General features: G+C 70.3%; 20 protein-coding genes and 2 pseudogenes. 8 read left to right on the top strand and 14 right to left on the bottom strand.

Features of this window, described 5'->3' with window-relative positions; translation table 11 throughout:
* Positions 1-13 precede the first annotated feature (13 nt).
* Together ACZ7G1_RS34550 and ACZ7G1_RS34545 are read right to left on the bottom strand one after the other, a co-directional pair.
* Entirely contained in the window at positions 14-1,057 is a 1,044-nt protein-coding gene (locus tag ACZ7G1_RS34550) for a hypothetical protein (RefSeq protein ID WP_470875003.1), read from the bottom strand.
* A gap of 371 nt (positions 1,058-1,428) precedes the next feature.
* Positions 1,429-2,628 (bottom strand): NAD(P)/FAD-dependent oxidoreductase, encoded by a 1,200-nt coding sequence (locus ACZ7G1_RS34545; RefSeq protein WP_470875004.1) that lies wholly within the window; start codon positions 2,626-2,628, stop codon positions 1,429-1,431.
* A gap of 802 nt (positions 2,629-3,430) precedes the next feature.
* Between ACZ7G1_RS34545 and ACZ7G1_RS34540 the strand changes: the two genes are divergently transcribed.
* Complete coding sequence (locus tag ACZ7G1_RS34540; RefSeq protein WP_470875005.1) at positions 3,431-4,165, top strand: dienelactone hydrolase family protein; 735 nt, start codon at positions 3,431-3,433, stop codon at positions 4,163-4,165.
* A 328-nt stretch (positions 4,166-4,493) separates the two neighbouring features.
* On the opposite strand, the gene ACZ7G1_RS34535 is transcribed toward ACZ7G1_RS34540, so the two are convergent.
* Positions 4,494-5,837 carry a M64 family metallopeptidase gene (locus ACZ7G1_RS34535; RefSeq protein ID WP_470875006.1) on the bottom strand — a complete coding sequence of 448 codons (1,344 nt, stop codon included), beginning with the start codon at positions 5,835-5,837 and terminating at the stop codon, positions 4,494-4,496.
* 152 nt (positions 5,838-5,989) lie between these two features.
* Between ACZ7G1_RS34535 and ACZ7G1_RS34530 the strand changes: the two genes are divergently transcribed.
* Positions 5,990-7,351 carry a helix-turn-helix domain-containing protein gene (locus ACZ7G1_RS34530; RefSeq protein WP_470875007.1) on the top strand — a complete coding sequence of 454 codons (1,362 nt, stop codon included), beginning with the start codon at positions 5,990-5,992 and terminating at the stop codon, positions 7,349-7,351.
* Between the two features lie 136 nt (positions 7,352-7,487).
* Here the strand turns inward: ACZ7G1_RS34530 and ACZ7G1_RS34525 are convergent.
* Both ACZ7G1_RS34525 and ACZ7G1_RS34520 read right to left on the bottom strand, forming a co-directional pair.
* Positions 7,488-7,673 (bottom strand): annotated as a pseudogene (locus tag ACZ7G1_RS34525) (aminoglycoside phosphotransferase family protein); the annotation flags it as partial.
* Between the two features lie 216 nt (positions 7,674-7,889).
* Positions 7,890-8,309, bottom strand: coding sequence for an MmcQ/YjbR family DNA-binding protein (locus tag ACZ7G1_RS34520; protein ID WP_470875008.1), 420 nt, complete (start codon positions 8,307-8,309; stop codon positions 7,890-7,892).
* A gap of 208 nt (positions 8,310-8,517) precedes the next feature.
* Between ACZ7G1_RS34520 and ACZ7G1_RS34515 the strand changes: the two genes are divergently transcribed.
* Together ACZ7G1_RS34515 and ACZ7G1_RS34510 are read left to right on the top strand one after the other, a co-directional pair.
* The gene (locus tag ACZ7G1_RS34515) at positions 8,518-9,369 is read left to right on the top strand and encodes a transposase family protein (protein ID WP_470875009.1); all 852 of its coding nucleotides are present in this window, start codon (positions 8,518-8,520) and stop codon (positions 9,367-9,369) included.
* 639 nt (positions 9,370-10,008) lie between these two features.
* Positions 10,009-10,251: pseudogene (locus ACZ7G1_RS34510) on the top strand (DUF6228 family protein); the annotation flags it as partial.
* Between the two features lie 105 nt (positions 10,252-10,356).
* Here the strand turns inward: ACZ7G1_RS34510 and ACZ7G1_RS34505 are convergent.
* A complete protein-coding gene (locus ACZ7G1_RS34505; RefSeq protein WP_470875010.1) occupies positions 10,357-10,668 on the bottom strand; it encodes a hypothetical protein in 312 nt (103 codons plus the stop codon).
* 62 nt (positions 10,669-10,730) lie between these two features.
* Between ACZ7G1_RS34505 and ACZ7G1_RS34500 the strand changes: the two genes are divergently transcribed.
* The 3 genes from ACZ7G1_RS34500 to ACZ7G1_RS34490 are packed head-to-tail and all read left to right on the top strand — an operon-like array spanning position 10,731 to position 13,060.
* The gene (locus ACZ7G1_RS34500) at positions 10,731-11,843 is read left to right on the top strand and encodes a hypothetical protein (RefSeq protein WP_470875012.1); all 1,113 of its coding nucleotides are present in this window, start codon (positions 10,731-10,733) and stop codon (positions 11,841-11,843) included.
* 9 nt (positions 11,844-11,852) lie between these two features.
* Positions 11,853-12,713 (top strand): DUF3592 domain-containing protein, encoded by an 861-nt coding sequence (locus tag ACZ7G1_RS34495; RefSeq protein ID WP_470875405.1) that lies wholly within the window; start codon positions 11,853-11,855, stop codon positions 12,711-12,713.
* A gap of 26 nt (positions 12,714-12,739) precedes the next feature.
* Entirely contained in the window at positions 12,740-13,060 is a 321-nt protein-coding gene (locus tag ACZ7G1_RS34490; protein ID WP_470875013.1) for a hypothetical protein, read from the top strand.
* Between the two features lie 367 nt (positions 13,061-13,427).
* On the opposite strand, the gene ACZ7G1_RS34485 is transcribed toward ACZ7G1_RS34490, so the two are convergent.
* The 7 genes from ACZ7G1_RS34485 to ACZ7G1_RS34455 form a co-directional block, all read right to left on the bottom strand.
* Positions 13,428-13,868 (bottom strand): hypothetical protein, encoded by a 441-nt coding sequence (locus ACZ7G1_RS34485; protein ID WP_470875014.1) that lies wholly within the window; start codon positions 13,866-13,868, stop codon positions 13,428-13,430.
* A gap of 30 nt (positions 13,869-13,898) precedes the next feature.
* A complete protein-coding gene (locus ACZ7G1_RS34480; protein ID WP_470875016.1) occupies positions 13,899-14,954 on the bottom strand; it encodes a helix-turn-helix domain-containing protein in 1,056 nt (351 codons plus the stop codon).
* A 1,837-nt stretch (positions 14,955-16,791) separates the two neighbouring features.
* A complete protein-coding gene (locus ACZ7G1_RS34475) occupies positions 16,792-17,400 on the bottom strand; it encodes a hypothetical protein (protein ID WP_470875018.1) in 609 nt (202 codons plus the stop codon).
* 972 nt (positions 17,401-18,372) lie between these two features.
* Complete coding sequence (gene atzF / locus ACZ7G1_RS34470) at positions 18,373-20,067, bottom strand: allophanate hydrolase (protein ID WP_470875020.1); 1,695 nt, start codon at positions 20,065-20,067, stop codon at positions 18,373-18,375.
* Positions 20,064-23,651, bottom strand: a complete 3,588-nt coding sequence (uca, locus tag ACZ7G1_RS34465; RefSeq protein ID WP_470875023.1) for an urea carboxylase — start codon at positions 23,649-23,651, stop codon at positions 20,064-20,066. The genes atzF and uca overlap by 4 nt, the downstream gene beginning before the upstream one ends.
* Positions 23,648-24,367: an urea amidolyase associated protein UAAP2 gene (locus ACZ7G1_RS34460; RefSeq protein WP_470875025.1), complete on the bottom strand. Its 720-nt coding sequence runs from the start codon at positions 24,365-24,367 to the stop codon at positions 23,648-23,650. Before ACZ7G1_RS34460 ends, uca begins: the two co-directional genes overlap by 4 nt.
* Complete coding sequence (locus tag ACZ7G1_RS34455; protein WP_470875027.1) at positions 24,364-25,203, bottom strand: urea amidolyase associated protein UAAP1; 840 nt, start codon at positions 25,201-25,203, stop codon at positions 24,364-24,366. Before ACZ7G1_RS34455 ends, ACZ7G1_RS34460 begins: the two co-directional genes overlap by 4 nt.
* 184 nt (positions 25,204-25,387) lie before the next feature.
* Here ACZ7G1_RS34455 and ACZ7G1_RS34450 point away from each other — a divergent pair, with 184 nt between their 5' ends.
* Complete coding sequence (locus ACZ7G1_RS34450; RefSeq protein ID WP_470875030.1) at positions 25,388-26,077, top strand: TetR/AcrR family transcriptional regulator; 690 nt, start codon at positions 25,388-25,390, stop codon at positions 26,075-26,077.
* Positions 26,078-26,095: 18 nt separating this feature from the next.
* Here the strand turns inward: ACZ7G1_RS34450 and ACZ7G1_RS34445 are convergent, their stop codons facing one another.
* Positions 26,096-26,524, bottom strand: a complete 429-nt coding sequence (locus ACZ7G1_RS34445; RefSeq protein WP_470875032.1) for an ester cyclase — start codon at positions 26,522-26,524, stop codon at positions 26,096-26,098.
* Positions 26,525-26,549 lie beyond the last annotated feature (25 nt).

Here is a 26,549-nt window from a genome sequence, read left to right as displayed (position 1 = left end):
GGCTATCGGCTTGTCATCGCCGGCCTGGAGGGAAGGGAGCCGGAGGTGCGGCCGCGTACTCGACGGTGATCGTCGTAGGCCGGCGGCGCGGGTTGCCGGCGAGGCACAGCACCATGCCGAGCGTGAGCCAGGTCGCGAGGACGGTGGCGGAGTGGATGGCGCCGTGGCCGTCGAAGAAGGCGGTGGAGCGCAGCAGCTGCCCGCCGGCCCCTGGCGGTATCAGTTGGCCGAGGGTGCCGGACCAGCCGGGGAGCATCTCGGGTGCGGTCGCGGTGCCCGACAGGGGGTTACCGATGAGCATCATGGTGGCGGCGCCGAGGCCGAAGCCAACGTATCCGAGCAGGGACTCGAGACCGAAGATGGTCAATGAAGTGGCCGCTATGGTCAGGGCGATGGCGCCGCAGTTGGCCCAATAGGAGCCGTCGAGCGAGCCGAACCAGAACTGCAGGATCGCCGCCACGGCGAATCCGCCAGTGACGGCGAAGGCGAGCGCTCCAGTGACGCGGGGGACGCGGCCGCTGACGAGCCTGGTCAACAGCAGGGCGGCGAGCAGCCCGCCCATGACCAACGGCAGGGCTGCGGCGGCCAGTCCGGTGCCGCGTGGGTCCTCGGCCGGCAGCGGGACGAGGTCACGGGCGGCGGCCGCGGTGCCGGTTTGCCGTGCCTGGCCGAGGCCGGTCGCGACGCTGTTCAGGGTCTGCGCCACGGCCGTGCTGCCGGCGGACGCCGTGATGACCTGCGGGGTACCGGAGCTGAGGTCGATCGCCCCGTACACCTGGCGGTCGCGTATCAGCCGCTCGGCGGCGGCGGTGTCGGTGACCTCTGTGACCTTGAAGCCGCCGGGAAGCCGTTGGTCGAGTACGGATGTGATCCGCTCGACGGCGGGGCCGGAACCGGCGACGGCGATCGGCACGTCGTGCACCGATGAGCGCACCGACGGCCAGGCGAAGGCGGTGAGCAGCAGGCTGATGCTCACCGTGAGCAAGGCGACCGCCCTGGCCACGGTCGGCCAGGGCGAAGGCGACGTGACGGCTGCGGGCGCGGCCTGAGGGGACATGGCTTCTCCTTCGAAGGAGGGAGTTCATCGCCGGGTGGGCGTGGGGTCGGACTCGACGCCGGTCAGTTCATCCGGATCGCGGATGGCGGTTGCGGCCCAAAGGGGGGCTTCTCGACAGGGCCCGATAGGGACGCTGTCGAGATCGCCGGCCGGTAGGGCGGGAATGCCGGGTGGCCCGGTACCACGGTGGCCGGTGGCCGGTGGCCGGGAGGCACGGTGACCGGGTGCCACAGCGGCCCGGTGGCCGGGTGGCCGGGAGGCACGGTGACCGGGTGTCACGGCGGCCCGGTGGCCGGGTAGCCCGGTGGCCGGTGGGATCGCCGTTGGCGACGGCGCCGAGTGGTTCGAGGTCTTGAAGCGCGGACCGGGCGCTACGCGACCGCCTTTTCGGTGGGCGCATTCTGCGTGGCCGTCAGGCGGTGCTTGCGCTTGGGCAGGCCGAAGGTGGGGTGCGAGGTGCCCCACAGCGCCATCCTGACGATGCCGTTCTTGATCCGCGCAGCCTTCCGGCCGCCTATGAACTTCGGCTTCGCCCGTCCTTCCTCGTCGACCATTTGCAGGATCCCGTCCAGCCGCCCGAGGCTGATGTGGTTGCCCACGTACTCCAGCTTGGTGTTCGGGATCTCACGGCCGGTCAGACGCCCCACGACCGCGTCCACGGCCTGCCGGCCTGTGTAGCCGGCCGAAGCGCAGGACATCGGCAGCGGCCGGCCGTTGTCGCCGACGGTGTAGACGCTGTCGCCGACGGCGTAGACGTCCGGGTGAGAGAGCGACCGCATGGTGCGGTCGACAACGATCCGACCATCGTCGGTGACCTCGAGACCGCTCGCCGCGGCGAGCGGGCCGACCACGAACCCGGCCGTCCACACAGTCGCGTCGGACGCCAGAACAGTGCCGTCGGCACACAACACCCGTATCGCTTCCACGACTTCGACACTCGTGTGCTGCACGACCGTGATACCCAGCCGGGCGCACACCTCGCGCAGATGGCCGCGAGCCCCGGCGGAGAGCGCCGCGCCCAGCTCACCGCGGGCGACCAGCGTCACCGACAGGCCCGGTCGGGACTCGGCGATCTCGGTGGCCGTCTCGATGCCTGTCAGCCCGTCCCCGACGACCAGCACATTGCCGCCCTCACCACGCCCCTCCAGGCTGTCCAGACGCTCCCGCAGGCGCAGCGCCGAAGGCCGGGCGGCGATGTCGAAGGCGCGCTCGGCCACACCGGGAACGCCGTGGGTGGCGCCGCGGCTGCCCAGCGCGTACAGCAGCGTGTCGTAGCCGAGCTCACCGCCGCCGTCGGCGTCGGCCACGGCGACGACCCTGCGCTCGGGGTCGACGGCGGTGACACGGGCCAGACGCAGCCGTATCCCCGTGCCCGCGAAGACGTCGGCGAGCCGCGGAGCCTCGACCTCCTGCCCCGCCGCCAGCTGGTGCAGCCGCATCCGCTGGACGAAGTCCGGCTCCGCGTTGACCACGGTGATCTCTGTGTCCGCCGGAGCCAGCCGGCGCGCCAGAGTCCCGGCCACGTAGGCCCCTGCATACCCGGCGCCGAGGACGACGATGCGGTGCTTCATGAGTTGCTCCCGTCAGTTCGCTTGCTTCCGGTGACTTGAGCGGAACAGCGCCCCGATTGCTGACAGGAAGCAAATGTGATGTGGGTCACAAGGCGGTATGAGTCACTTTGCACTGTGGATCACTGCCGTGCCCTCCCCCGGCGACTCCTGTCGTACGGGGACCGGGGCCGGCACTCAGCGCCGCCGAGCCGCCCCCGCGGGGCGCGGGGAGGAGGCCGTGGTGGAGTTGGGGCCGGAGCTGCTGGTGCGGGTGTTGGAGCATCGCCACAGCTCAGGACTATGTCTGCGGAGCGGGACCCCTGGCTCGACTGGAACCGCATCCAGGCCGTCATGGATCGACTCCTCCACGGACGGCTCCCGCCCCGACGGAAAGCGCGATGTCAAGGCGGGCGTCGGCCTCACGGCCTTCTTCGACACCCGCCCTGCGTACGCCTCCGCGTCGAGGTCGAGCGCCGCCCGGCCGTGCAGTGGCTCCCAAACGACCGGACAAAATCAGTCCTGTCCCACTGAGGCTCTCGGATTCTCACTGCGTCGGATGCGGTGCGTGTCGGTTTTCATCCAATCGAGCCGTCCGCCCGGGTTGGAGTGCCGGCGTCGGCTCGTATCCGGTGGGCTAGGCTGTGCGGTTATGAATACCGGGACGGCCTTGCGCCACACACGGATCGGTGACCCGGGGCTCTTCTGAGCGCCGTACGGGCTGGTTCGGGCCCGCTGTTTGATCGAGGCTCTTGCGCTGCTGCGCGGGCTCCGCCTCCGTCGTGTTGATCACAGGCTTGGCACATCAACCACGACAGGAGCATTCATGCGCACCAAGACGCTGCGGATTCCCACCACGGACGGCCAGGCCGACGCCTTCGCCGCCTTTCCCGACAACAGCGAGCGGCACCCAGGGGTGCTGATGTACCCGGACGGCTTCGGCATCCGGCCCGTGTTGCGGGAGATGGCCCGCGAACTGGCCGGGTACGGCTATTACGTGCTCGTCCCCAACTCCTTCTACCGGCACGGCCCGGCACCGTTGGTCGAGCTTCCCCAGTACATCGGAGAGGAGGTCCGGCCCGCGCTCTTCGCCCAGTTGATGCCCCTGATCGAGGCGCACACCGCCGAACGTGTCCTGAGTGACGCCGAGGCCTACCTCGGGTTCCTCACCACCCAGCCGGAGGTCGGCGCTGGACCGGTCGCGGTGACCGGCTACTGCATCGGAGGCCTCTACGCGATGCGCACCGCCGCTGCCCACCCCGGGCGTGTGGCGGCCGTCGCCGCGTTCCACGGCCCCGTGGGTGTCGATGGGGCCGACCTCTTCTCCAAGCTCACCGCCCAGGTCCACCTCGGCCATGCCGAAGGCGACGTGACACCTGAGGCCCTCGGCGAGCTCAACCAGGCCCTGGATGCGGCAGGTGTCTGCTACACCTCCGAGATCTACCCCAGCACCATCCACGGCTTCACCATGTCCGACACCGATGCCTTTAGCGCCTCCGGGCTGAAGCGCCACTGGGATCACCTGCTCCCCCTCCTGGATCGCACCCTGGCCAACAGCTGAGTCTCCAGCCCGGAAACCAAGGCTGAAGCGGTCGAGACCAGCAGGCGCCATGGCGGGCCACACCGATGTCTTCATGGCCGTGGCCTGTCTCTATCGCGAACGAGACTTCCGTAATAGCCAGGTCGTTTGAGAACCCAGAGCCTCCGTGGTCGCAAGCGACCTGGCGTCGCGACTGTTCAGCGGCGACCTGATCCGCGCGATCGGCGTCCTTCTGGCAGCTGGAAACGGTAGAGCTCGATGAGTTCCGGCGCCCGCACGCTGGTGACGGGCTGGCGGTGGATGTGGAGGCCGCCCGCGAGGCGGCCTCCACATGCTGGTGGTCCTGGGGTCAGTGTCGGACTGTCCAGGTCTGCTGGTCCTGGAGGGTCGCGGCGATGGCCGGGTCGCGGACGGCGTCGGTGTGGTCGGTGACGATGACGGTGAGGCTGTGGCTGCGGAGGTGGCGCGAGTCCAGGTGGAGCGCGGCGACGGGCACGGCGGTCCGGCCCGCTTGAGCGGTGAGCGGCTTGCCGTCGAGGTACCACTGGATGTCGAGCTGCTGCTCGCCCGCCAGCCGCGGCACGTCGACGCGTGCGGTGTCGCGGTGGCGCAGGGTGCGGTTGGTGGGGGTGAGGGGGGTCGCGACGGAGGCGTGGCGGTAGAAGCCGGCGATCATGGCTTCGCGGCCGGGGAGGTTGAAGGGCTTGCCGAGTACGCGCATGATCGAGGCGTCGGTGGGTCGGTTGAGGCCGGCGACGTAGTAGCCGCCGCCCTGGTGAGCGCCGACGGTGCCGCCGTCGGGAGAGGTCTCGCCGAGCCAGCGGTACCACTTGGTGCGCTGGACGCGGATGGCGTCCGCGCTCAGGGTGGAGATGTTGGAGTCCGCAGGTTCCGCGCCGGTGTACTGCTCGTATCCGGGGTAGCCGGGGTAGAAGTACTCGTCGGCGAGCTTGCCGAGCGAGTGGCCGGTCTCGTGGATGGCGACCTGGCCGGACCGGTCGTTGCGGGCGGAGGCGGTGGAGATGCCCTCGTAACCGAGTTTCTCGCTGGGCGTGTTGTAGCCGGCGCCGCCGTACTTGGTGCTGTTGGACAGGACGATGACGAGGTCGGCCTCGGGGGCCTTGGCGACGTACGAGTCGACTTTCTGCTCGTCGACGCAGAGCAGCCGCTCGATGCCGTCGCACCAGAAGTACGAGCCGAGGGCGGTGTCCTTGACGACGTCCCTACCCGGGTCGCCGGAGACTCCGGAGTCGTTCGAGACGGCGTCGACGGTCCAGACGTTGAAGAGGTTCTGGTAGGTGGTGTACGGCTCGACGGCCGTCACCTCGGCCCACTTCTGCTTGGCATCGACGTGGAACTGGCCCAGTTCGGCGGCGGTGTAGCCGTCGCCGATGACGACCACGTCGAGGCGGTCGGTGGTGGGGCCGTTGTCGACGACCTTGGTGACCTCGCCGTCGGCCCGGGTCTCGGCCGCCGAGAGCGGGGCGGTGGTGAGGGCCTTGCGGACGGACGGCACCCAGGTGTAGCCGGAGCCGGCCTCGTGGTGCCCGTGCTGACCGCTTTCGACGTGCTCGTGGCCGGGTATCTCGACCTTGACCTGCCCGGTCGTCTCCGGGCCGGCGCCCGCGGAAGCGGAGCCGGGGGTGACGGCGAGGGCGGTCATGACGGCGGCGGCCATCGTGGCCGCCGCCATTGATCTGCGTATGGACGGGCGCAACGATCTCTCCCCAGAACGAGCACTTAAGTACACGTATCAATGCGGTTAATAGGCCGCTTAACCTAGGGCTCCCTGCCCGTGCCGCACAATGCCCTTGCGGATGTGAAACCGCGGAAGAGGAACGGACCATGGACGAACCGGCAGTCATCGGACAGCGCGTACAGCGCCTGCGTGCCGAACGAGGCCTGACACAGCGGCAACTGGCCGAGCCCGCCTACACGGCCGCGTACATCTCCACGCTGGAGTCCGGCAAGGTACGCCCCTCCGAGACCGCTCTGCGCTTCCTGGCCGAGCGCCTCGGCACCACCTTTGAGGAACTGACCACCGGCCGCCCCGCCCAGCTCGCCACCGAACTGCGCCTCGCCCTCACCGACGCCCGCCGCCTGCTCGCCACCGGCACCCTCGGCGAAGCAGCCGCCCGCTACCAAGAACTGCTCGCCACGGCCGAGGAACTCGCCCTGGAACCCGAGCGGGCCGACGCGCTCACCGGGCTCGGCGAATGCGCCCTGGAGAGCGGCGAACTGAACTCGGCCCGAGAGCACTTCGAGTCGGCGGAGCGACTCCTCACGTCGGCCGGCGCGCCGCTCCCCCGCCGAGTCCGCGCCCTGCGCGGTCGGGCCGTCGCGCACCTGCTCGCCGGTGAACTGCGCTACGCCTGCTACCTCCTGGAGACCGCGCTCGACGAACTGAACGCCCAAGGCCTGCACGACCCCGATGCCCTGATGCTGCTGTACGCGTCCTCCATCGGCCCCTACATGGACATGGGCGCGCACGCCCGGGCCGCCCAGGCCGCCGAACTCGCCCTGGCCCTGACCCCGCAGGTCTCCGACCCAGGCCTGGTCGCCGGCATGCACCGCAGCGTCGCGCGCACCCTGCTCGCCGAGGGACGGGTCGCCGAGGCCGACGCCTCACTCGCCAAGGCACAGGACCTCTACCAGCAGCTGCAGACCCGCACCGAGCTGGCCCACTGCCACTGGATGCGCGGCTACGTGCACGCCCAGAACGGCGACCTGGAGGGCGCCGAGCGCGAACTTCGCACCGCCCGCGAGATGCTCACCGCCCGCCGTGCCGCCCTGTACGCCGCACAGGTCGAGGTCGAACTGGCCGACGTCCTGCGTCGACGGGGAAAACACGAGGAGGCGGTGGCCCTGCTGTCCCGGCTGCTGCAGCTCGGTGCGGGCCTCGGCGACGGACGCGGCGCCGTCCACGCCGCAGGCGCCCACCGGCTGCTGGGCCTGATCGCCGAGGAGGAAGGCGCGGACGAACGCGCCGAGGAACACTACGTACGGGCCCTGGCCCTCCTGGAACGCAGCGGCGCGGCGGGCGATCTGGCAGATACCTGCCGACTGCTGGGCGATCTGCTGCGACGTACAGGCCGAACGGAAGCCGCACTCGACGCATACCGCACCGGCCTCGGCCATCGGGCCGTGCCCGGCACGACCACGCTCGGCCCGGCGCCCGCAGCGCCGCCCATCCGGGGCGTGTGGTGACGCCGGTTCCCGGTGATGGACCTGTCCACGTCGAAGAACAGCGTTTCGACACGCAAACAGGAGCACCCGCCCACCCAGCCCGATAGCATCGGCTTCCAGCAGGACCCCAGGTCACAGGAACGCTCGAGATCGCACTCTGGCGGACCGCCTCGATGTGGGCGGGGTCGGCGGCCGGGTCGTCGATGCAGCCGACGCTCTGCTCCATGAACCACTCGACTGCCCCCACGCGGTGCCGGTCCCAGGGCCCAGTCCACGGCGTCGAACCCGCCGCGCGGTGCGAGGGCCCGCCGGCGGTGACGTACTGCTCCAAGAGCACGCACAGGCACCCGTGTGCAGCGTCAGGCCACGGCAGGTCTTTCCTGGCCCGTCATCGAAGATCGGCAACGGCGGCGTTGATGCACCTCTTCGGGCCTTGGCCCAGCGGGCGTTGGCGCTGCGCCAGCGCCGGTAGGCGTGCAGGGCCGGGGCTGAACCGCTGACTGCCGACTCAGGGGCTCGCAGGCACTCCCCCTCCCCCGCCCGCAGACGATGACGCCGGTCAGCCGAGCGGCGGCAGGAGGGGGAGCCGGGCGGCGAGGAACTTCGGAGCCATACCGCGGTAGCTGTCGGTGATCAGTTCGTCAAGCTCGGTCCAGTCGGTGTGGTCACCGAGGACAGCGACGACGACGTTGTGGCCCCAGCCGGCACGGAAGAACGGGAACCCCGGGGCGGTCAGGCCGAGCAGGTCGTCGGCGGGCACCCGGAACGTCATCACGACCGGATCCTGCCCCGCGGTCGCGTACGGAGCGTAGAGCGGGGAGCGCTCCACGTTGGGCGTGTAGACGTGAGCGAACGTTCGCGTACGGATCCGCCAGCGCACACCGACCCAGGCTGGTTCCTCGTAGGACTCAGGCAGCTGCCGACAGATCGACCGGACCCTGTTCAGGATCTCCGGCGGCACATCTCCAGGACTGGACATACATCGACCCTACCGAGCCCCGCGCCCCTTCGACCCCTCGACCCCTCGGCCCCTCGGCCCCGCGACACACGACACACGACCCACGACCCACGACCCCGCACCGAACGTCGATCGCGTCAACGGGCGGTACGGCCGGTGTCTGGCCGGTCCCTGCCGGTGTTCCAGCTGTCCCTCAGCTCCTAGGCAGCCCGTCACTCGCCCGTGGCGTATGTGCGCAAGCGGCTGCGCGCAGCCTTCCGGCACGGGCAACGGGGTCGCTCAGGGACGGCCGGCTGCCCTGCGCGGCAGCGCTGCGGCGCGTGAGAAGAAGACAGCCTGGGGACGCGGAAGCATCGCGGCGAGAGGCCGCGCAGCCGGCTCTGCATGTCCGGACTGCGGCCGTTTCTCGGACCGGGTCCACGACCGCTACCGGCGCAGGCTGAAGGACCTCCCGCCTGCTGAGCAGTGCTTTGTGATCCGGCTCATGGTCCGGCGCTTCATCTGCGGGTCGGCGGACTGCCCGCGCCGGACGTTCGCCGAGCCGTTCTCGCGGATGGCCGCCTCGCACGCACGGTTCACCACTCGGCTAAACCACGCCTTGAGGGGGGAGCTCGCGCTGGCCGAGCGAGCAGGCGCCGGGCTGGCCGCCCAGCTGGGATTCGGAGCCGGCCACATGACTTTGCTACGCAGAGTCGTGGCTCTGCCCGATCCGACCTGCGCCTGGACAGCGGCGGCGAGGTCGATGAGTGGCGGCAGCGCTAAGCCCAGCACTTCGTCTTCCTCCTGGACCACTGCACCCGCTGCCTTCACGGAGAAGGCAGCCCGCGGCATGGACGTGGCGGGAGGGCTCGGACGGCCGCCTGCTCACCACCCTGACCGACGTCGACTGGCCAGGCGGAGATCCCGCCTCCGCCCCTGGACGGTCGGCCCGCTCTCCTTTGCGGACAAAGAGATCCTCAGCGGCACGACCATCAAGGCCACCAGGCTGTTCCGAGACCACTTCAGCTGCTCGATCCACGAAGCCCTGGAAATCCTCCAGTCCCGCTCAGAGCACCTGCGCCGCGACCATTCGAACAGCTGAATGGCGAGCCGCGCCAGCCAAGCAACTCAATTCGCTGCTGGATGAGCCGAGACACCCCCCATCCTCGAACAGCACGATGACTCCCCGCGACCGCTCCCCAAAATCTGTGCCAGAAACCCGTTTTCGGGTACAAAGTCATCCCCGCGCGTGCGGGGAGCAGTTCTGGAACCAGGCCGGCTGGCACAGCGACTGGGGGCCATCCCCGCGAGTGCGGGGAGCAAAAAGAAACGGACATCTGGACGTTTTCCCGCAGGGGGCCATCCCCGCGAGTGCGGGGAGCAAACTCAATGACCTGCAGTTCTACCGCACATCCAGCTACTCCTGAACCACTTCCACGGAAGCCTGCAAACCAGACACCCCTCCCCTAGCGTCTAACCAGCCGCGAACAGCAAGCCATCCGGGTCGCCGGCGAACGCGACCAACTCAGGCCCATCCCCACACGCGCAGAGAGCAGGCCAGGACATTGTGGCTGCCGTCTTGAATACGGAACCATCCCCGCAGTCGCGGGGATGGTTCCGTACCTTCAGCCCCAGGCCGTAGAGAGACCATCTCCCGCCAGATAGGGAACAGCCTGTCGACCGCGTCGCGGAGGCTCGACCCCCGAGGGGCCATCCCTGCGCACGCGGACTTCACCCATGGCGAAGTCCGGCAGGTGGTTGGGAGGCATCCGTCACGACCTCGCTCGACGCAGGCGGGCAGATGTCTTCCCTCGCGGTCGATGCCCGACGCTGCCTCACACAGCAGGACGGCCGGCCGCGGTTGATCTGCGGATCGTCTGGAATCTCAACGGTCACGGGTGGGCGGACTGCAGTATCGCTGACGGGCAAACCGATGCCGAAGTCACAGCCTCGCACATCGCCAGCGCCCCCGAGGACGCCCTGACGGCTATCCCCCGACTGGTCAGTGGTGAAGCCGAGACACACCGCGCAGGCACGCTCCGATCGCCCTCGCTTCAGGTGAGGCCGAGGCCGACTGATGAACCACGCTTCAGAAGCAGTTCCACTCCTCGCTGGGCAGGGCGTGCCACAGGTCGGGCCAGTCGTGGAGCAGGAAGAGGGGGCGGGTCCGGACGATGTCGCCGGCCCGCTGGGTGCGGATCGTCAGGCCGAGGTCCGCGAAGACGGGATCGCCGGTGACGCTGTATGCCAGGCCGCCGGGCCGTGTTGTGCGGTGGATGAGCCAGTTCTCCTCCTCCGCGGGCTCGACCCCGGGCCGCCTCTGCGGCGGCCGGCGCGGTCTCGGGCGGCGGCCGTCGGCGGCGGTCGAGCTCAGCAGCGTGCCGTACCAGATCGGCGCCAACCCTGCCGGAAGATCACACGGAGGGCTACCGGACGTCACCGGCGCCCAGCACAATCGCCCGTATGACAAGCGCCGCGCAGTCGCCCACGCAGAACAGGCCCGTCGCGCTTGTCCGGAGGTTCGTCACGGGTGGCGTGACCGGGGTGGCCCTGGCGGCGGTCGTTGTCGGGATCGTCTTGGAGGAGGCGCCGCTGATCGTCGGGGGAGCGTGCCTGCTCGCGGTCTACGTTCTGATTCGCTATCTCGTCGGGATGCCGAGGCGCGCCCGGGAAGCGGCGGTTCCGCCGCGGCTGGCCCTCGCGATGATCGAGAGTCTGGAGGGGGTCAGGGGGGAGGCGAGTGACATTCCGGTGACGTTCGACCTCACCGTCGTCCCGGACGACTCGCCGGCGTACCGCGTCGAGTTCACGCAGGACATCAATCTCGCCTACCTGCCCGACTACCGGCCGCGCGGCGTCCTGGTGGTCCAGTATCCGCCGGACCGGCCTTTGAACGTGAGGATCGTCAAACGGCCGACACCGGACTGGGAGGAACGGGCCGCCTCGGCACGCCTCGACTCGGCGCCCGGACCTGCTTGGGCGAGCGACCCAGTGGAAGGCTGCGGCACCAGCCTGGTCGGGTATCTGGGTCTGCTGGCGGGCGCTGCGCTGGTCGTCCTGTTGTTCCGCGCGGACCTGTTCGCGCGGGGCGACACCGGCGCGGACACGGCGCGGCCGTCGGTCTCCTCCTCGGGGACCTCCTCGTCGTTCACGGTCACCGTGTCGTCGGTGTCGGGCACGGTGGCCCTCGGCCCCAATCAGTCTTTTCTGGACAGGGGCGTGCTGCGCCGCTCCGTCACCGCGCTCGTCGAAGGCGAGGAGAAGCAGCAGGTGCTCTCCGTCGTCGTAGAGGAACGCCTGCTGACGGTCGCCTTCGCCCCCACCGGCACCGGCACCGGCAGCCAGACGGGCTCCCGATTCGACCTGGGTTCCCTGCCGTACGAGCGTGTCCCCACCCTAGTGAAGGAGGCCACGACTACGGCCGGCGTCGGCTCCCCGCACACCTGGCGGCTCATCGCCGACCGCCAGAGCGGCCGGGTGGTCCTCAGGGTCACGGTGACGGGCTCCGAAGGCACCGCCTATCTGGAGGCGGACGGGCAGGGCAAGGTCGTACGGCGCATCATGGCGGGAGGCTGATCCGTGGACCTGGACTGGCATGTGTATCCGGCGCTGTGGTGCGGGGTGTTCGGCGTGTGGGCGCTGGTCGGATACGGGAGGTCGCTGGCTGGGATGACCCGGGCGCAGCGGATGGTCCGGGCGACGGGACGGGTCGAGCGGGTGGACGAGCCCCGGCATGGAAGCTCTCCGAGCGACGGGATAGGTGTGGTCGTTTCCTTCCGGGACCCGGCCAGCGGGCAGGAGTTCACCGTCACCAACGACGGTGAGTGCGGTGAGAGGATCAGCGTGGCCTGGGCAGGTCGGGAGATCGGGGTTCACTATCCGCGCGGCAGACCCCACGCCTTCCGGTTCGCCAACCGCCTCTCCGAAGGTGGGCGCGGCCTCGGCTGGGCGAACTTCGCGCTCTTCCTGGTCTACGCGGGTCTGGTCGCCGTCGCCGTGATCGACCGGGGCTGGCCGTGGGCGTTGCTCGGCTTCTGCGTGCCCTGGGCTCTCTCGGGCCTGTACCACCTGCCCGGAAACCTCCGCGACCGCGACCGCCGAATCGACGAGCTCGACGCCATGGCTGCCGTATCCGGCCGGGTCACTGCCGTCCTCAAGAACGTCAGCACGGACGACGACGGCCACACCTCCAGCCATGTGGTGCCGGCCGTCACCTTCACCACCCTCGACGGCAAGGACGTCACCGCCTACTGCGAGTCCGGCATACCTGACCCCGCCGGATCACGGGGCCTGGACCTCACGATCCATTACTCCCCCGCCGACCCGGCCGACTTCGTCCTGGACGTGGAGGCCGAACGCCGTTCCTGGCGGCGGGACAAGGCCGTCAACGTGGTGGGAGTGCTGGTCGTGGCGGCAGCGGCTGTGGTGGGGGCGGTGGCGCTGTGAAGGGGGAGGCGGGTTATCTTCCCGCCATGGAGCCGCTGACGTTCGATTACGACACCTTGCACCTACGCGTGGACCGGGGAGTGTTCGAACAGTTCGGTCCGCATGGTTCCGAACTCCGGGTGCCGCTGCGGTCGCTCGGTGCGCTGGTGCACTTCAAGAAGCCCGGCAAGCCGGGGCAACTGCGCATCGGCACCGTACGCGATCCCGACGCCGCGCTCTACGGCACTGACCCGGCCGCCTTCTGGTACAGCACCTCCCCCGCGTTCCTGGTGCCGCCCGGCGACGAACCGCTGTTCCGGGCCTACTTCACCGGGGTGGCCGTGCTCGCCGGCCGGAGAGCCGTCTGACAGGGAAGCGGCACGCGGCGGGGGCGGCAGGTCCGCGACCATCTGGTACGAGATGTCGGCGGCGTTGCGTTCGTCCAGCGGTGTTCGTAGATCCTCTTGGTCGTGTGGCGCTGCTTCCGCGGTGCGGTCAGGGCCGTAGTGAGCCGGCGCTGCGCCTTCCTTCGCGGTTCCGGCAGCGCCGACACCAGTGCCCTCGGCATCGTCTCGTAGGCCACGCCGTAACTTGCGCATGCCCGCACGCAGAGACAGGCCGGCCTTGGCGTAACAGCGGCGAACAGGTCTCCGTGCCAGCCGCCGCTGCCGAGCCCTCCCGCCAGTCAGCGACCCGCAGGCACGCCAAGGGTCCGACAACGCGCTTGTTGCGGTCTCAATGCGCGGTGGGCTCTGTTCGGGTGGTTTCGCCGGTCGAGCGTGATGGCCGACTTCGTCTGCGGGTGGCGGAGCGGACTCTGCCGAGAGAGTGGCCGGTGAGGGCGGCGATGCGGTCCGGGCTGTAGCCGAGGGTGGCGAGTGTGGTCAGCTCTTCGCGTAGAGCGCCGGTGGGACAGCAGGGGGTGTCGTTCGCGTGGAGGTGACCGTTGAGGAGTTCCCATGCGGTGTGTGTCGGGCTTGGGGAGCCCAGCACGGCCCTCCAGTGGTCGAGCAGGGTGGTGAACGTCTTCTCGACCGCTTCGTCCGCTCGGTGTGGAGGTAGGCATGCGCGGGCGTAGGTGAGGTAGTCGGTGTGGTGCAGAGTGCGGAAGGCTTCGAAGGACAGCGGCGTGGCCGCGTGGAGGGTGTTGATGGTCGTGATCGACGCAGAGATCATTTCTGGCCCCGTGGGTGTGCTGTGTGCTGTTCAGCCGAATGCCGCTGCGGGGAAGGCTGTTGTGGGCGGAGGTTGTTTCGCGGCCTGCCAGAGCGGGCGGAGATCGGCAGGGCTGCCCCTGAGGAAGAAGATGATCTTGGCGGTGGTCTCCCAGTCGGGTATGCGGGTCCCGTTGAGGGCGAGCGCGATCTCGGGGAAGGTCGACTTCGTGTCGGCCTTGATGGCGCGGTGGATGTCCCAGAGCGTCGGTCGGCCGGCGGCGAGGTAGAGGGCGCGCAGGGAGGTGTGGAACTTGAGTTTGGCGACCTCGGGATCGTCGGGGACAGGCTCCTGGTCGTGGTCGGGGTTGCGCTGGGCGGCTTCCCACAGGGCTCGCAGTTCGAGGGGGCTGCCGTTGCAGGCCTCGGCGAATCGCTCGACGATCGGCCACGTCGGTCGGCGTGCGCCGGCGAGGATGCGGGAGACGTAGGACGGCGAGATGCCCACCTTGGACGCGGTGTCCTTGATGGTGTGACCGGTGGCCCGGTGGAGCGAAGCCATCGCCGCGGCCAGCTGCTCGCCGGGAGTCTGGGCGGGAGGGAGGGAAGTCCCGTCGGTGCGAGCCGCCGCATCGGGCCAGCCGGTCACCGCCTGACGGCTCTGCCGCGCTTCACGGGCCAGGGCGAGTCGGCGCGTGACCTTGTCCTGGGTCCACTTCTTGCGGAAGCTCTCGGCTCCGCTTCCGGCCGCCTCCGCGATGATCATCCACGAGTCCCCGCGGGCGCGGCCCCTGGCGACGATCGCGGCCTCGAAGTCCATGAGGAACCTGTATTGCTCAGTGACCTGTCGCATCAGGACACCGGTGTCCTCGTTGCCCTGTACGGCGGCGAGCATGGTCGTCGCGGAGAGCTGGACGTCTTCGGCGGTCGCCGTGAGGTCCTCTTCGTACCGGGTGAGATCGGGCGGTTCGGCACAGGAGCTGCGTGCGACGGTGCGGCATGCCTGGGAGCAGAACGTGTTGGGGCGCCCTCGTCTGACGGTGTACTGGAAGTCTTTGCCACAGCGGGAGCACTGCCGCGTCTGCTGCCGGGGGGATCCGGGCGACATGTAGCTGTCTCTTTCGGGGTGCGTGCGGGGAATTAAGGCGGGTGGGCCGGTCGCGGATGGCCCGCCGCGCGGAAAAGTCCGGCGGCGGGCCCTCGATCAGCTCGGCTGTCAGGCGCCGGGCTCACAGAGCCGGTTGCGCAACGCCCGACGTGGGGGGTGGCGAATTTTTCGTCCGCCGAGCGATCTTCAGGATCTGCGAACGCGCTTGTAGACCACCCTGGTCCCCGCGCTCACCACAGAAATAGCTATGGCCAAAGCTCCGATGATCGCCGGGTCCTGGCCGCCCACGATCAAGACGATCGGAAGAACGGGAAGGGCGAGAAAAGCGCTCCCACGTGCCGTGACCGTCAAGTCATCCCAGCGACGCGTTTCCCCTGCATAAAGCGGGGTCATGATAGCGTCGGCACCTGACTCCGGCACCCATAACGGGCGCGGGTGACGATTGCGGTCGCAAGGCATGAATTACCCCTCCTTGGGTGCAGTTCGGCACTGCACGGCCGTGATCGAAGTGGTTGAGCAAGGACCCTGGCTCTGGTTTGACGGCCCGCCAGGGTCCTTGTCGTACCGGCGTATACCGGTGAGCGGGACCCTAACCTCCGACTGCTACGCAGCGCCACGCGCACACAGGGTTATGGCCGCATGCGCCCGGTCGGCGCACACAAATCCTCGCTCTCACCCCAGATAGCTATTGACACGCCAATCCGGGCGCCCATCGCTAGATGCGATCAACTTCGATCTCGCCACGCCTAAAGGAAGTCAAAGTTAGTGGGGTACGAACACGCCAGGGCGGCAAAGGGTGATGACCTTCCCTGAAAGCTGCCCGCGCAACCCCGAATCCCCCACCACGAACGTGCCCCACGCCAACATTCGCCACCCCTCCGCTACAGCGCACACACCGGAACACGCGCCCCACCAGGGGGTGAGCATCCGTCATCAGGCGCGGTCGAGTCACCGGCGCCGCACCCCAGCAATAACGGACCCATGTTCACCGCACCCAGAAGACGTGAACCGGGACAACAGCAGCGGGCGCTCCGCCGCGGGTTCGGCTTCCACCTTCAGAACAGTGCGCTTTCCGCTGCTCCTCGCCGAAGCTGCCCAGTACGCCCTCGACGATTCCGGCGCGTGCGCGTCCGACCGCGCCTTCGGAGTCCTCTCCGTATACGCGGCCCTCCCGGCCGCGCCCGCGTGGCGTGCCGCGCTTAGGGCGCCCAGCACCGGCGGGGCGCCGGCTTCGCTGTCGATACCTCGCACCGGGGCCTGGACGCGCTCGTCTGGACGGCCACCAGGTCGCCGTAGGGGTCACAGTCGGGGTCACAGTCGCAGTCGCAGTCGCAGTCGGCGCACTCTGGGGGTCCGCGGCGCCTCAGGGACCAAGGGCGACGACGATGTCCTCCGGTGCCAACCACTCACTTATGCGCGGGGGCTTCGCCTGACGCGACCTGCAACCACTCAAGGGCAACGTCGAATGCCCTTCGCTGTCTCCGGACGGCACCCGTGCCTCACGCACGGGGAAGTGGTGCCGACACCTGGGCCGTGCCGCCGACGGCACCGGAAGCCCGTGTCGGCCGGCCCGCGACGCCGAGTCGCCCAGTCGGCGGGGCGGATGAGGAGGGCTCTCGCGCCCGTACGCCAGCATCGGGTCGCGCCGCCGACGCGGATGCCTCGGGCGATTCGCCGTACCGGCGGGAACGGCCGCGGCCGTTCCCGCTCGGCATGACTCGGATCGCCCCGCCCGTGCCCTCGGAACGAGGCGGGGGCGGACGATTCACATGACCGGTCGACGATGCTTATGGATCGACGTCAACCATTCATGCGGCGTGGGAATTCGGTGCTTTCATCAGTGCCAGGCGGTGCACCAGACGAGGCTCGTGGTGTAGCTGTACAGGCATCCGCGGGAGACGTACGGAGGGCCGTCGTATATCGAGTCCCCCCATCCCCTGTTGTTGAGGACAAGACCCAGCTGCCCTTGCCACGAGGCCCCGCCGTTCGACGAGCGGTCCATGTAGGTCTTGTAGGTCTGCGACGAGTCGTAGAGCCATCCCTGCTGGGTGGCGTACTCGTGGTGGTCGGACCCGAGGGACGTCGCGAGGTTGATCGTGCCGAAGTTCGGGACGGAGTTACAGCTCGACCAGTACGCCCCGATGATGCAGCCGGAGGCAAGCTGGGCGGTGCTGCCGTTCGCCGCCTGCGCCGAACGGTTTCTCTTGCTCTCCACCAGCCCCTTGACCTGCTTCGAACTGAGCAGCGCCTGGTCCTGCCCGCCGATGATCAGCGGGTTGTTCACGCTGCCCAGCGGCGCGTTCGGGTTGTAGGTACGACTCCCGGGTGCGCCGATGCCGGCCTGGTCACGCATGTCGTCGCTGGCCGCCTGTGCGGGGCTGACGGCGAGGCCTGCGACCACAGCGCTGGCGGCCAGGGCGACACCGAGGGTGGAACGTAAAGACATCAACTACTCCTCAAACTCTTTCAATTGGCGGGCATCCTGAAATGGAATTTCGCCATCCGAATCCGGGTCCTGATGGATTGCAGCTCTCATGATCCGAGCGACTGGATCTTGTCAGGGGCGCCTCAACGGTGCAAGGAGATTAAGATCGCCGGGGTCGCGATCTCGCCAACGCTGACATACGGCGCGTCGCCCCGATCCGCTACGCCCGGAAAGCCCGGCGGGCCGGGCTTGAGTGAGGGGCGGACGGGTCAGGGAAGGCAGCGCAAGACCATGCGGGGCAATGCGCAAAGCCATGGATCCTCCGCGTCGCCGGAAGGGCGGTGGCCTGCCGTCCCGCACCCCGTAGCGAAATGACCTCTGGGTGCTCACTCGTCGCCGACGGCCCCACTGGCACCACACTTGACCAGGTCATTCGTGTCGCCGACTGCGGTGGGCACGCAAAGAACGCTTCCCGTTCCCCAAGGCGGGCGCGGTCCGGGATGCCACCGGGTCCGGTGGCATCCCGGCCGCCATCGCCACATGACCTCGACCATGGCCGCCATGCTTGCCTCACGCTTCTGCGGGCCTGCCGGCTATGCGCCGGGAAAGGAAAAGTGGACTCTTCGGCCCCGCCCCCTGATCCTGGCCGAACTACGATGCATGATCGAATCCCGTATTGGTCCATACAAATAACGAGGTCGGACCCCTTCTTGTACATTCCCCCAGCACCTCAACCCTGCTACCGGACTCTCTCGCGTCTGCGAGCGCCAGCTGCACCTCCGTCAGCCCCTCCGGGCCCCCGACGCAACCGGCCGGCGCAACCGGCCGGCGCAACCGGCCGGCGCTACCCTGGCGGGCATCCTCGGCGTGCTCCTCGGTGTGCTCCTCGCCGTCCCGTCGACCGCCGTCCCGCCGACCGCCGTCGTCACCTCCGTCCGCCCGGGCGTCCTTCCATCCGAGCGGGCTTCGCACCGGTAGGGATCAGTCCGGCGGTCACCGGTCCCGTAGGGGGAGGCGGGGCTGCAGGGCCTCGCGTTCCTGTGCGGCGAGGGCCGCTCGCCAGCCGCCGTAGGTGGTGATCTCGCGGGCGTCGTCGAGGGCCTGGGGTTCGCAGAGGAAGCCGGGGACGAAGGTGCCGTCGGCCAGTTCGACGCTGCCCAGGGTCATGGGGCGGGGAAGGTTCGCGAGGAGGGCACCGAGGCCTTCTGCGGGAAGTTGCCAGATCTCGGTCTCGATGGGGGCGCCGTCCTGGTCTGCTCGTACCAGGCCGGGCTTGGGTGGGTGCGTGTTCAGGGCGTACAGGCGGTAGGCGGAGGACGTCGTGGTCGTACGGACGTAGTGGGCGCCCAGGGAGAGGAGTTGTCCGTTCAGGGGCTGGTCTGACAGGTGGGCGCCGACCACCGCGAGGAGCGCCGGTGGGGTGGTCAGCAGGGTGGCGATGCGGGCGAGGCGGTCGTCGGTGAAGGCCGGGCCGATCAGCTGGACGCCGAAGGGGCGGCCGGCGGCCAGGCCTGCTGGGACGGCGACGGCGGCCAGGTCGAAGAGGTTGGTCGAGTTGGTGTACCGGCCGAGGCGGGCGTTGGTGCCGAGGGGGTCGGCCGCTACCTGGGCGATGGTGGGGTGTCCGGGGGTTGTCGGGAGCAGCAGTGCGTCGGCGTCGCCGAGGGAGGTCAGGGCCTGGGTGCGGAGGGTGGAGAGTTTCTTCCGGTCCGCGTAGAGCCGGTGGGCGGGGATGTCGCGGGCCTGGGTGATGATGCCGGTCACCGTGGGGTCGAGGTCGGGGGCGCCGGTGTGGTCGTCGAGGAAGGCGCCGACGGCGGTGTAGCGCTCGGCGACGAAGGCGCCCTCGTAGAGCATGGAGGCGGCTTCGGTGAAGGGCGTCAGGTCGATGCGTACGAGCTCGGCGCCTGCTGCGGCGAGTCGGGCGGTGGTCGTCCCGAAGGCCTCGGCCCAGCCTTCGTCGAGGTCGCCCAGTGTGTCGGGTTCGGGTACGGCGATCCGCCAGGGGCCCGGGGGGCGTTGCGCTAGGGGTGGGAGGTCGCGGGTCGGGGGCGCCGTCATGTGGGACAGGGCCCGCTCGGCTTCGGGGAGTGTGCGGGCGAAGACCGTGACGCAGTCGAGCGAGGCGCAGGCGGGGACGACGCCCTCGGTGGGGACGAGGCCGTAGGTGGGCTTGAGGCCGACGATGGCGTTGAAGGCGGCGGGGACTCTGCCCGAGCCGGCCGTGTCGGTGCCGAGGGCGAAGTCCGCGATGCCTAGGGCGACCGCGACGGCCGAGCCGGAGGAGGAGCCGCCGGAGATGTAGGCCGGGTCGAGGGCGTTGCGGACCGCGCCGTAGGGGCTGCGGGTGCCGACGAGGCCGGTCGCGAACTGGTCGAGGTTCGTGGTGCCGAGGACCACGGCGCCCGCCGCCTTCAGGCGCGCCACCACGGGGGCGTCGGTGGTGGGCTCGTAGGCGTACGAGGGGCAGCCCGCGGTCGTCGGGAGGCCGGCGACGTCGATGTTGCCCTTCACCGCGAACACCGTGCCGGCCAGGGGCAGGCGGGTACCGGAGGTCGTCTTCGCGTCGACCTCGGCGGCGTCCGCCGCCGCGTCCTCCTGCGGGCGCAGGTCGATCCACACCTCGGGCCTGTCGACCTGGGCGATGCGGGCGTATGCGGCCCGTACGCGTTCTACCGCGCTGCTCACGCGGTCACCTCCGCGTTCTCGACGGGGCCGAGGACGACGAGCGCGGCGCCCGCCTCGACCTGGCTGCCCGGTTTGACCAGGATCTCCGTGACGACGCCGTCGGCGGGGGCCCACACCGGGGACTCCATTTTCATCGCTTCCAGGGCCATGAGCTGTTGGCCCGCCGACACGCGGTCGCCGATCTCGACGTTGACCTGCCAGACGCCCGCGGTGAGTTCTGCCTCGACCAGGCGGCCGCCCTCGGGGACTTCGACGTCGGTGACCTGAGGCGCGGTCTCGGCGGCCGCCTCGGCGCGGGCGAACTCTCCGGCGATCTCCCAGGCGTGGCGTTCGGCTGCGAACGCGGCGCTCTGCCGGGACCGGAACGCGGCGATCGAGTCGGCGTTCTCGTCGAGGAAGGCCTGGTACCCGGCGAGCGAGAAGGTGCCTTCCTCGGTCTTCGGTACGAACCGGCCCGAGGTGATGTCGGCGCGCAGGTCCAGGAGCTCCTCGGCACCGACCGGGTACCACCTGATCCGGTCGAAGAAGCGCATCAGCCAGGGTTTGCCAGGCTCGAAGGCGCCACGCTGCTGCCAGCCCGACCAGACCTGTGTGGTGCGGCCGACGAACTGGTAGCCGCCCGGGCCTTCCATGCCGTAAACGCACAGGTAGGCGCCGCCGATGCCGACGGAGTTCTCGGCGGTCCAGGTGCGGGCCGGGTTGTACTTGGTGGTGACCAGCCGGTGCCGTGGGTCCAGGGGGGTCGCGACGGGCGCGCCAAGGTAGACGTCGCCGAGGCCGAGGACCAGGTACTCGGCGTCGAAGACGGTGCGGTGGACGTCGTCGGTCGTGGCCAGGCCGTTGACGCGGCGGATGAACTCGATGTTGGAGGGGCACCAGGGGGCGTCGTCGCGGACGCCCGCCTCGTAGCGGGCGATGGCTTCACGGGTGGCGGGGTCGTCCCAGGAGAGCGGCAGGTGCACGGTCCTGCTGGGCACGACCAGGTCGTCGGTGGCGGGCAGTTCCTCTTCCACGCGCAGGGCGAGGTCGAGGAGCGTGTGCTGCGGCAGGACGTCGGGGTTCGTCTGGATCTGGAGCGAGCGGATGCCGGGGGTGAGGTCGGTGACGCCGGGGTGCCCGAGCGCTGCCAGGGCCTCGGCGAGTGCGTGGACGCGCATGCGCAGCGCGAGGTCGAGCTGCATGGGTCCGTACTCGATGAGGAGGTTGTCGTCGCCGCTGCGCCGGTAGGTGACCGCCGGGCGGGTCCCGGTCTCCGCCAGGCGGGCCAGGACGCCGCCGTCGACCGTGGCCGGTCGGTCGGCGTGCGGGGGCGCGACGGGGTCGCGGCGCAGTGCGGCGGCCGCCCGCGCGGTGACCGGGACGAAGCGGACGGTGTCGCCGGGCCGGAGCTGGCCGAGTTTCCACCGCTGCCCGGTGACGACCGTCGCCGGGCAGACGAAGCCGCCGAGGGAGGGCCCGTCGGGGCCGAGGAGGACGGGCATGTCGCCGGTGTAGTCGACGGCGCCGACGGAGTACGGGGTGTCGTGGATGTTGGAGGGGTGCAGTCCCGCCTCGCCGCCGTCCGTGCGTGCCCAGCGAGGCTTGGGTCCGACGAGGCGGACACCGGTGCGCGCCGAGTTGAAGTGGACGGTCCAGTCGGCCGCGTAGAAGTCACGGATGTCGTCCTCGGTGAAGAACTCCGGAGCGGCGTGCGGTCCTTCGACCGCGCCGATCTGCCACGTGGTGCCGAAGACTGGCCGCTCGTCGAGGGGGACCACGGAGGTCTCCATGCGCTGTTCCCCGCCGTGCAGGACGTCGCCGGCGCGCAGGGCGCGGCCGCCGTGACCGCCGAACCGGCCCAAGGTGAAGGTGGCCGCGCTGCCCAGGAACTCGGGCACGTCCAAGCCGCCCGCGAACAGCACGTAGGTGCGCAGTCCCCGGTCGTCGGGCGCGCCGACGGCGAGGGTCTGTCCGGCGTCGACGGTGACCGGCTCCCACTGGGGCACGGTCGTGCCGTCGACCGTCACGTGCGCGGGGGCGCCGGTCACGCAGACGGTCGTCGGGTGGGTGAACCTGAGGGACGGGCCCTGGAGGGTGCATTCCAGGCCGGGGGCACCCTCGTCGTTGCCCAGCGCGGTGTTGCCGAGGCGGAACGACAGGTCGTCCATCGGCCCGCTCGGGGGCACGCCGACCTGCCAGTGGCCGGTGCGCCCGGGCCAGTCCTGGACCGTGGTCAGGGTGCCGGGTACGACGACCTCGATACGGGGTGTGGGGTCGGCGATTCCGGCGAGCGTGGCCGTCGAGTGGCCGGCGGCGCGGACATCGGGGGCCCGGAGCGCGGCCCGTACCAGGCCGAGGTTGGTCTCGATGCCGTCGACGCGGGTCGCGGCGAGCGCCGCGTCGAGCCGGTCGAGCGCCTCGGCGCGGTCGGCTCCGTGGGCGACGAGCTTGGCGAGCATGGGGTCGTACGAGGTGGTGACCTCGGTGCCGGTCTCCACCCAGGTGTCGACGCGGACGTCGTCGGGGAAGGCGACGCGGGTCAGCAGTCCGGCGCTGGGGCGGTGGTCGCGGGAAGGGTCCTCGGCATAGAGCCGGGCTTCGACGGCGTGTCCCCGGGGCGCGGGCGGTTCGGTGACGACGGCGGTGTCGCCCTGGGCGAGGCGGATCATCCACTCGACGAGGTCGACGCCGTAGATCGCCTCGGTGACCGGGTGCTCGACCTGGAGGCGTGTGTTGACCTCCAGGAAGTACGCCTCCTCGCGGGCGGCGTCGTACACGAACTCGACGGTCCCGGCCGAGCGGTAGGCGACCGAGGCGCACAGGTCCCGGGCGGCGTCGGCGAGGCCGCGCCGGACGCGGTCCGGGAGACCGGGGGCCGGGGCCTCCTCCAGGACCTTCTGGTTGCGGCGCTGGAGGGAGCAGTCGCGGTCGCCGAAGGTGACGACCCGGCCCTCGCCGTCGCCGAAGACCTGGACCTCGACGTGGCGGGCCCGCTCGACCAGCCGTTCCAGGAAGACGCCGGCGGAGGAGAAGGAGGCGGCGGCCACCCGCTGCACCCGTTCCCAGGCGTCGGCGAGGTCGGCGGGGTCGTGGCAGGCGCGCATGCCGATGCCACCTCCGCCGCCGGTGGCCTTGAGCATCACCGGGTAGCCGATCTCCTCGGCGGCGGTGAGGGCCGCGGTGACGTCGGGGAGGAGGCCGGTGCCGGGGGCGAGCGGTACGCCGGCCGCTTCGGCGGCGGCGCGGGCGGTGTGCTTGGCGCCGAACAGGTCCAGTTGGCCGGGCGTGGGGCCGACGAAGACGATGCCGGCGGCGGCGCAGCGGCGGGCGAAGTCGGCGTCCTCGGAGAGGAATCCGTAGCCGGGGTGGACGGCTCCGGCTCCGGTCGCCTGGGCGGCCTTGAGGACGAGTTCGGCGTCGAGGTAGGACTCCTTGGCCGGCGCGGGGCCGAGGCGGACGGCCTCGTCGGCGAGCCGGACGTGCGCGGCGCAGCGGTCGGCGTCGGAGTACACGGCGACGGTACGCAGGCCGAGGCGGCGGGCAGTGCGGATGACGCGGGCCGCGATCTCGCCGCGGTTGGCGACGAGCAGGGTGTCGAAGGTCATCGTGTGCGGTCCTCGTCGGGCTCGTGCTCGGGCTCGGATTCGGGCTCGGGGTCGGGATCGGGCTCGGGCTCGGGCTCGGGCTCGGGCTCGGGCTCGGGGTCGGTGATCGTCATCCGGACGGCGGTCGGGTCGAAGCCGTTGCAGGGGTTGTTGATCTGCGGGCAGTTGGAGAGCAGGGCGAGGACGTCGGTCTCGGCGCGCAGGACGACCCTCAGGCCGGGGGCGGAGATGCCGTCGACGATGCCGAGGGTGCCGTCCTTCTCGACGGGCACGTTCATGAACCAGTTGATGTTGGAGACCAGGTCGCGCTTGCCGAGGCCGTGCCGGGTGCCTTCGGCGAGGAAGTTCTCCACGCAGGCGTGCTGCGACCAGGTGTGGTGGCCGTAGCGGAGGGTGTTGGACTCCTTGGAGCAGGCGCCGCCGATGGTGTCGTGGCGGCCGCAGGTGTCCTCGACGACGGTCATCAGCGGGGTGTGCTCGTTGGAGAGCAGGACGGAGCCGGTGGTGAGGAAGAGGGAGCCCTGGGCCTGGATGGTGTCGGGGGCGCTGTAGCGCACGGAGGTGTCGTGCGCGTCGTAGAGGAGGAAGTCCGCGGCCTGGTTGCCGTGCAGGTCGGTGACGGTGAGGAGCTGGCCGGCGCGGACGATCGCGGACCAGGCGGCTCGTGCGGGAACGGTGTCGTCCGAGACGACGCGTCCCGGGAAGGTGGCGGTCATGCGATCCCCTGGGCGGTGAGGTGCTCGGCGGTGTTGAGGAAGGCGCGGCGGCCTTCCGGGGTGCTCTCCCACAGCGGGTCGCCGGGGGCGGTCGGGCGGGCCCGGTACGCGAGGACCTGAAGGTTTCCGCAGGTGTACGCGGCGCGTGGGTCCAGCGGGTGCGCGGTGTTGGCGATGAGGACGGTGACGTCCTGCTCGGCGCGGAGGGTGACGGACCGGCCGGGTCCGGCGGAGCCGGTGAACTCGGTGCTGCCGTCCTCGGCGATCCGTACGCCCTGGAAGAAGGAGACGGACGGGGGGAGGTCGCGCGGGGCGAGGCCGTTCTTCGACGCGGCGAGCTTGAACAGTTCGCGGCCTGCCGGGGAGGCGGACTGCGGGGTCCCATCCCCGTATCGCGCGGTGTTGCGCGCGAGGGTGGAGGTGCCGGTGAGGGTGTCGTGGCGTCCGGAGGTGTCCTCGACGAGGGAGGCGAGCACGCGTCCCTGGTCGGACAGGAGCAGGTGTCCCTCGCCGAGGTAGGCGTTCCAGAGGACTTTGACGGTGTCGGCGACGTTCAGGCGTTCCCAGGGGCGGGTGGCGCTGTGGACCAGAAGGTGCGCGCAGGCGTCGCCGGTGAGGTCGGTCAGCCTCAGTTCGGTGCCGCGGGCGAGGACCTTGTGGGTGTAGTTGCCGCCCGCCACGGTCTCGGCCCAGACGACGTCGGCGGCGGCGACGCCCTCGGGAGGCGTGGGCCAGCTGCTCGCGGGCAGCAGGGGCATGGCGTCCACCCGTGTGCCGTCCTGGGCGCGGGCGTGGTCGCGCGCCCCGTACGCCGACGCTGTCGTTGACGGTGTCATTGACGGTGCCGTTGACGGTATCGCCATGGCTCGACCTCCGGTCGGAAGTAATTTCTGTCGCTCGACAGAAATTAGGGACCGGGCACTTCGCGGCCATTGCTCCGGCGTTTCGGACCGGTTACCGGAAACTCACGCGCACGACTCGCCCCGCGGGCAGCCGCCGCCCCTGTGCGAGGATCGCGGAGTGACCACGCCCACCCGCAGAAAAGTCGGCCGCCCACGGGCCCAGGAGCGTCCCTCGGACGGCGGCCTCACGCCGCGCGAGGAAGTCCTCGCCGCGGCGGCGGAGCTGTTCACCCACCACGGCTACACCGCGACCTCCACCCGGACGATCGCCGAACGCGCCGGCCTGCGACAGGCATCCCTCTACCACCACTTCGACGGCAAGGAAGCGATCCTCGCGGCGCTCCTCGAAAGCACCGTCCACCCCTCGCTGGACATGGCCCACCGACTCGTGGCACACACCGAGGCGCCTCCGGAAGCCCGGCTGTGGGCGCTGTGCCACTCGGACGCCGTGCTCCTCTGCGGCGGCCCGCACAACCTCGGGGCGCTCTACCTGCTGCCCGAGGTCCAGGCGGAACGGTTCGCCGTCTTCCACCAGGTACGGTCGGAACTCCGGTCCTGCTACGGGGCTCTGCTCGCCGCCACCGAGCCCGGCTCCGCCCTCTCCCCGGAGGACCTGGAGCTGCGTACGGACCTCGTCTTCGGCCTCACCGAGAGCGTGATCCTCATCCGGCGCGCCGGCCCCGACCACGCGCCGGACGCCCTGGCGACGGCGACGGCCGACGCGGCCCTCCGGGTGGCCGGTGTCCCGCAGCGCTCGCTGACGCGGCTACGCCGCGAGGGGCGGGCGCTCCTCGCGGCGGACAACTGATGGTGGATGGGGTCCGGGTCAGCGCTCGTCGGCGGGCTGCCGCAGCTGGGCGGTGACTCCCTGCCGGTCGATCTGGATCCAGTACTCGGCGATGAGTCCGTCCTCGACGCGGTAGACCGCGCTGGTCATCGCCGTGACCCGCGCACCGGTCGGCGGGTGACCGTCGACAGCGCCGACGTGCCGTCCGCTCTGGGTCCAGCGGGCGTACACCCTGTCCCCTTCGGCGATGAGCTCGTCCACGGTCAGAGTGAAGGCACCGTAGGCGTCGAGCATCTCCTGGACGTGTTCGGTGTACTGCCCCGGCGTCCGCTCCACGACCATCGGCGCCTCGGAGACGACCTGGTGCGCCCGGACCCGGTCGGCCATGAAGCGGCCGGCCCGGTCCGGGTGCTGTCCCGAGCGGACCTGCAGGAGGAACTGGCGGACGGTTTCCTTGGCATCGATCATGGGCGAAGTCTGGCATCCGCGTCAT

This window comes from Streptomyces sp. NPDC037273, from assembly GCF_055603625.1.
This window is presented reverse-complemented; position numbering and strand designations above follow the sequence as displayed.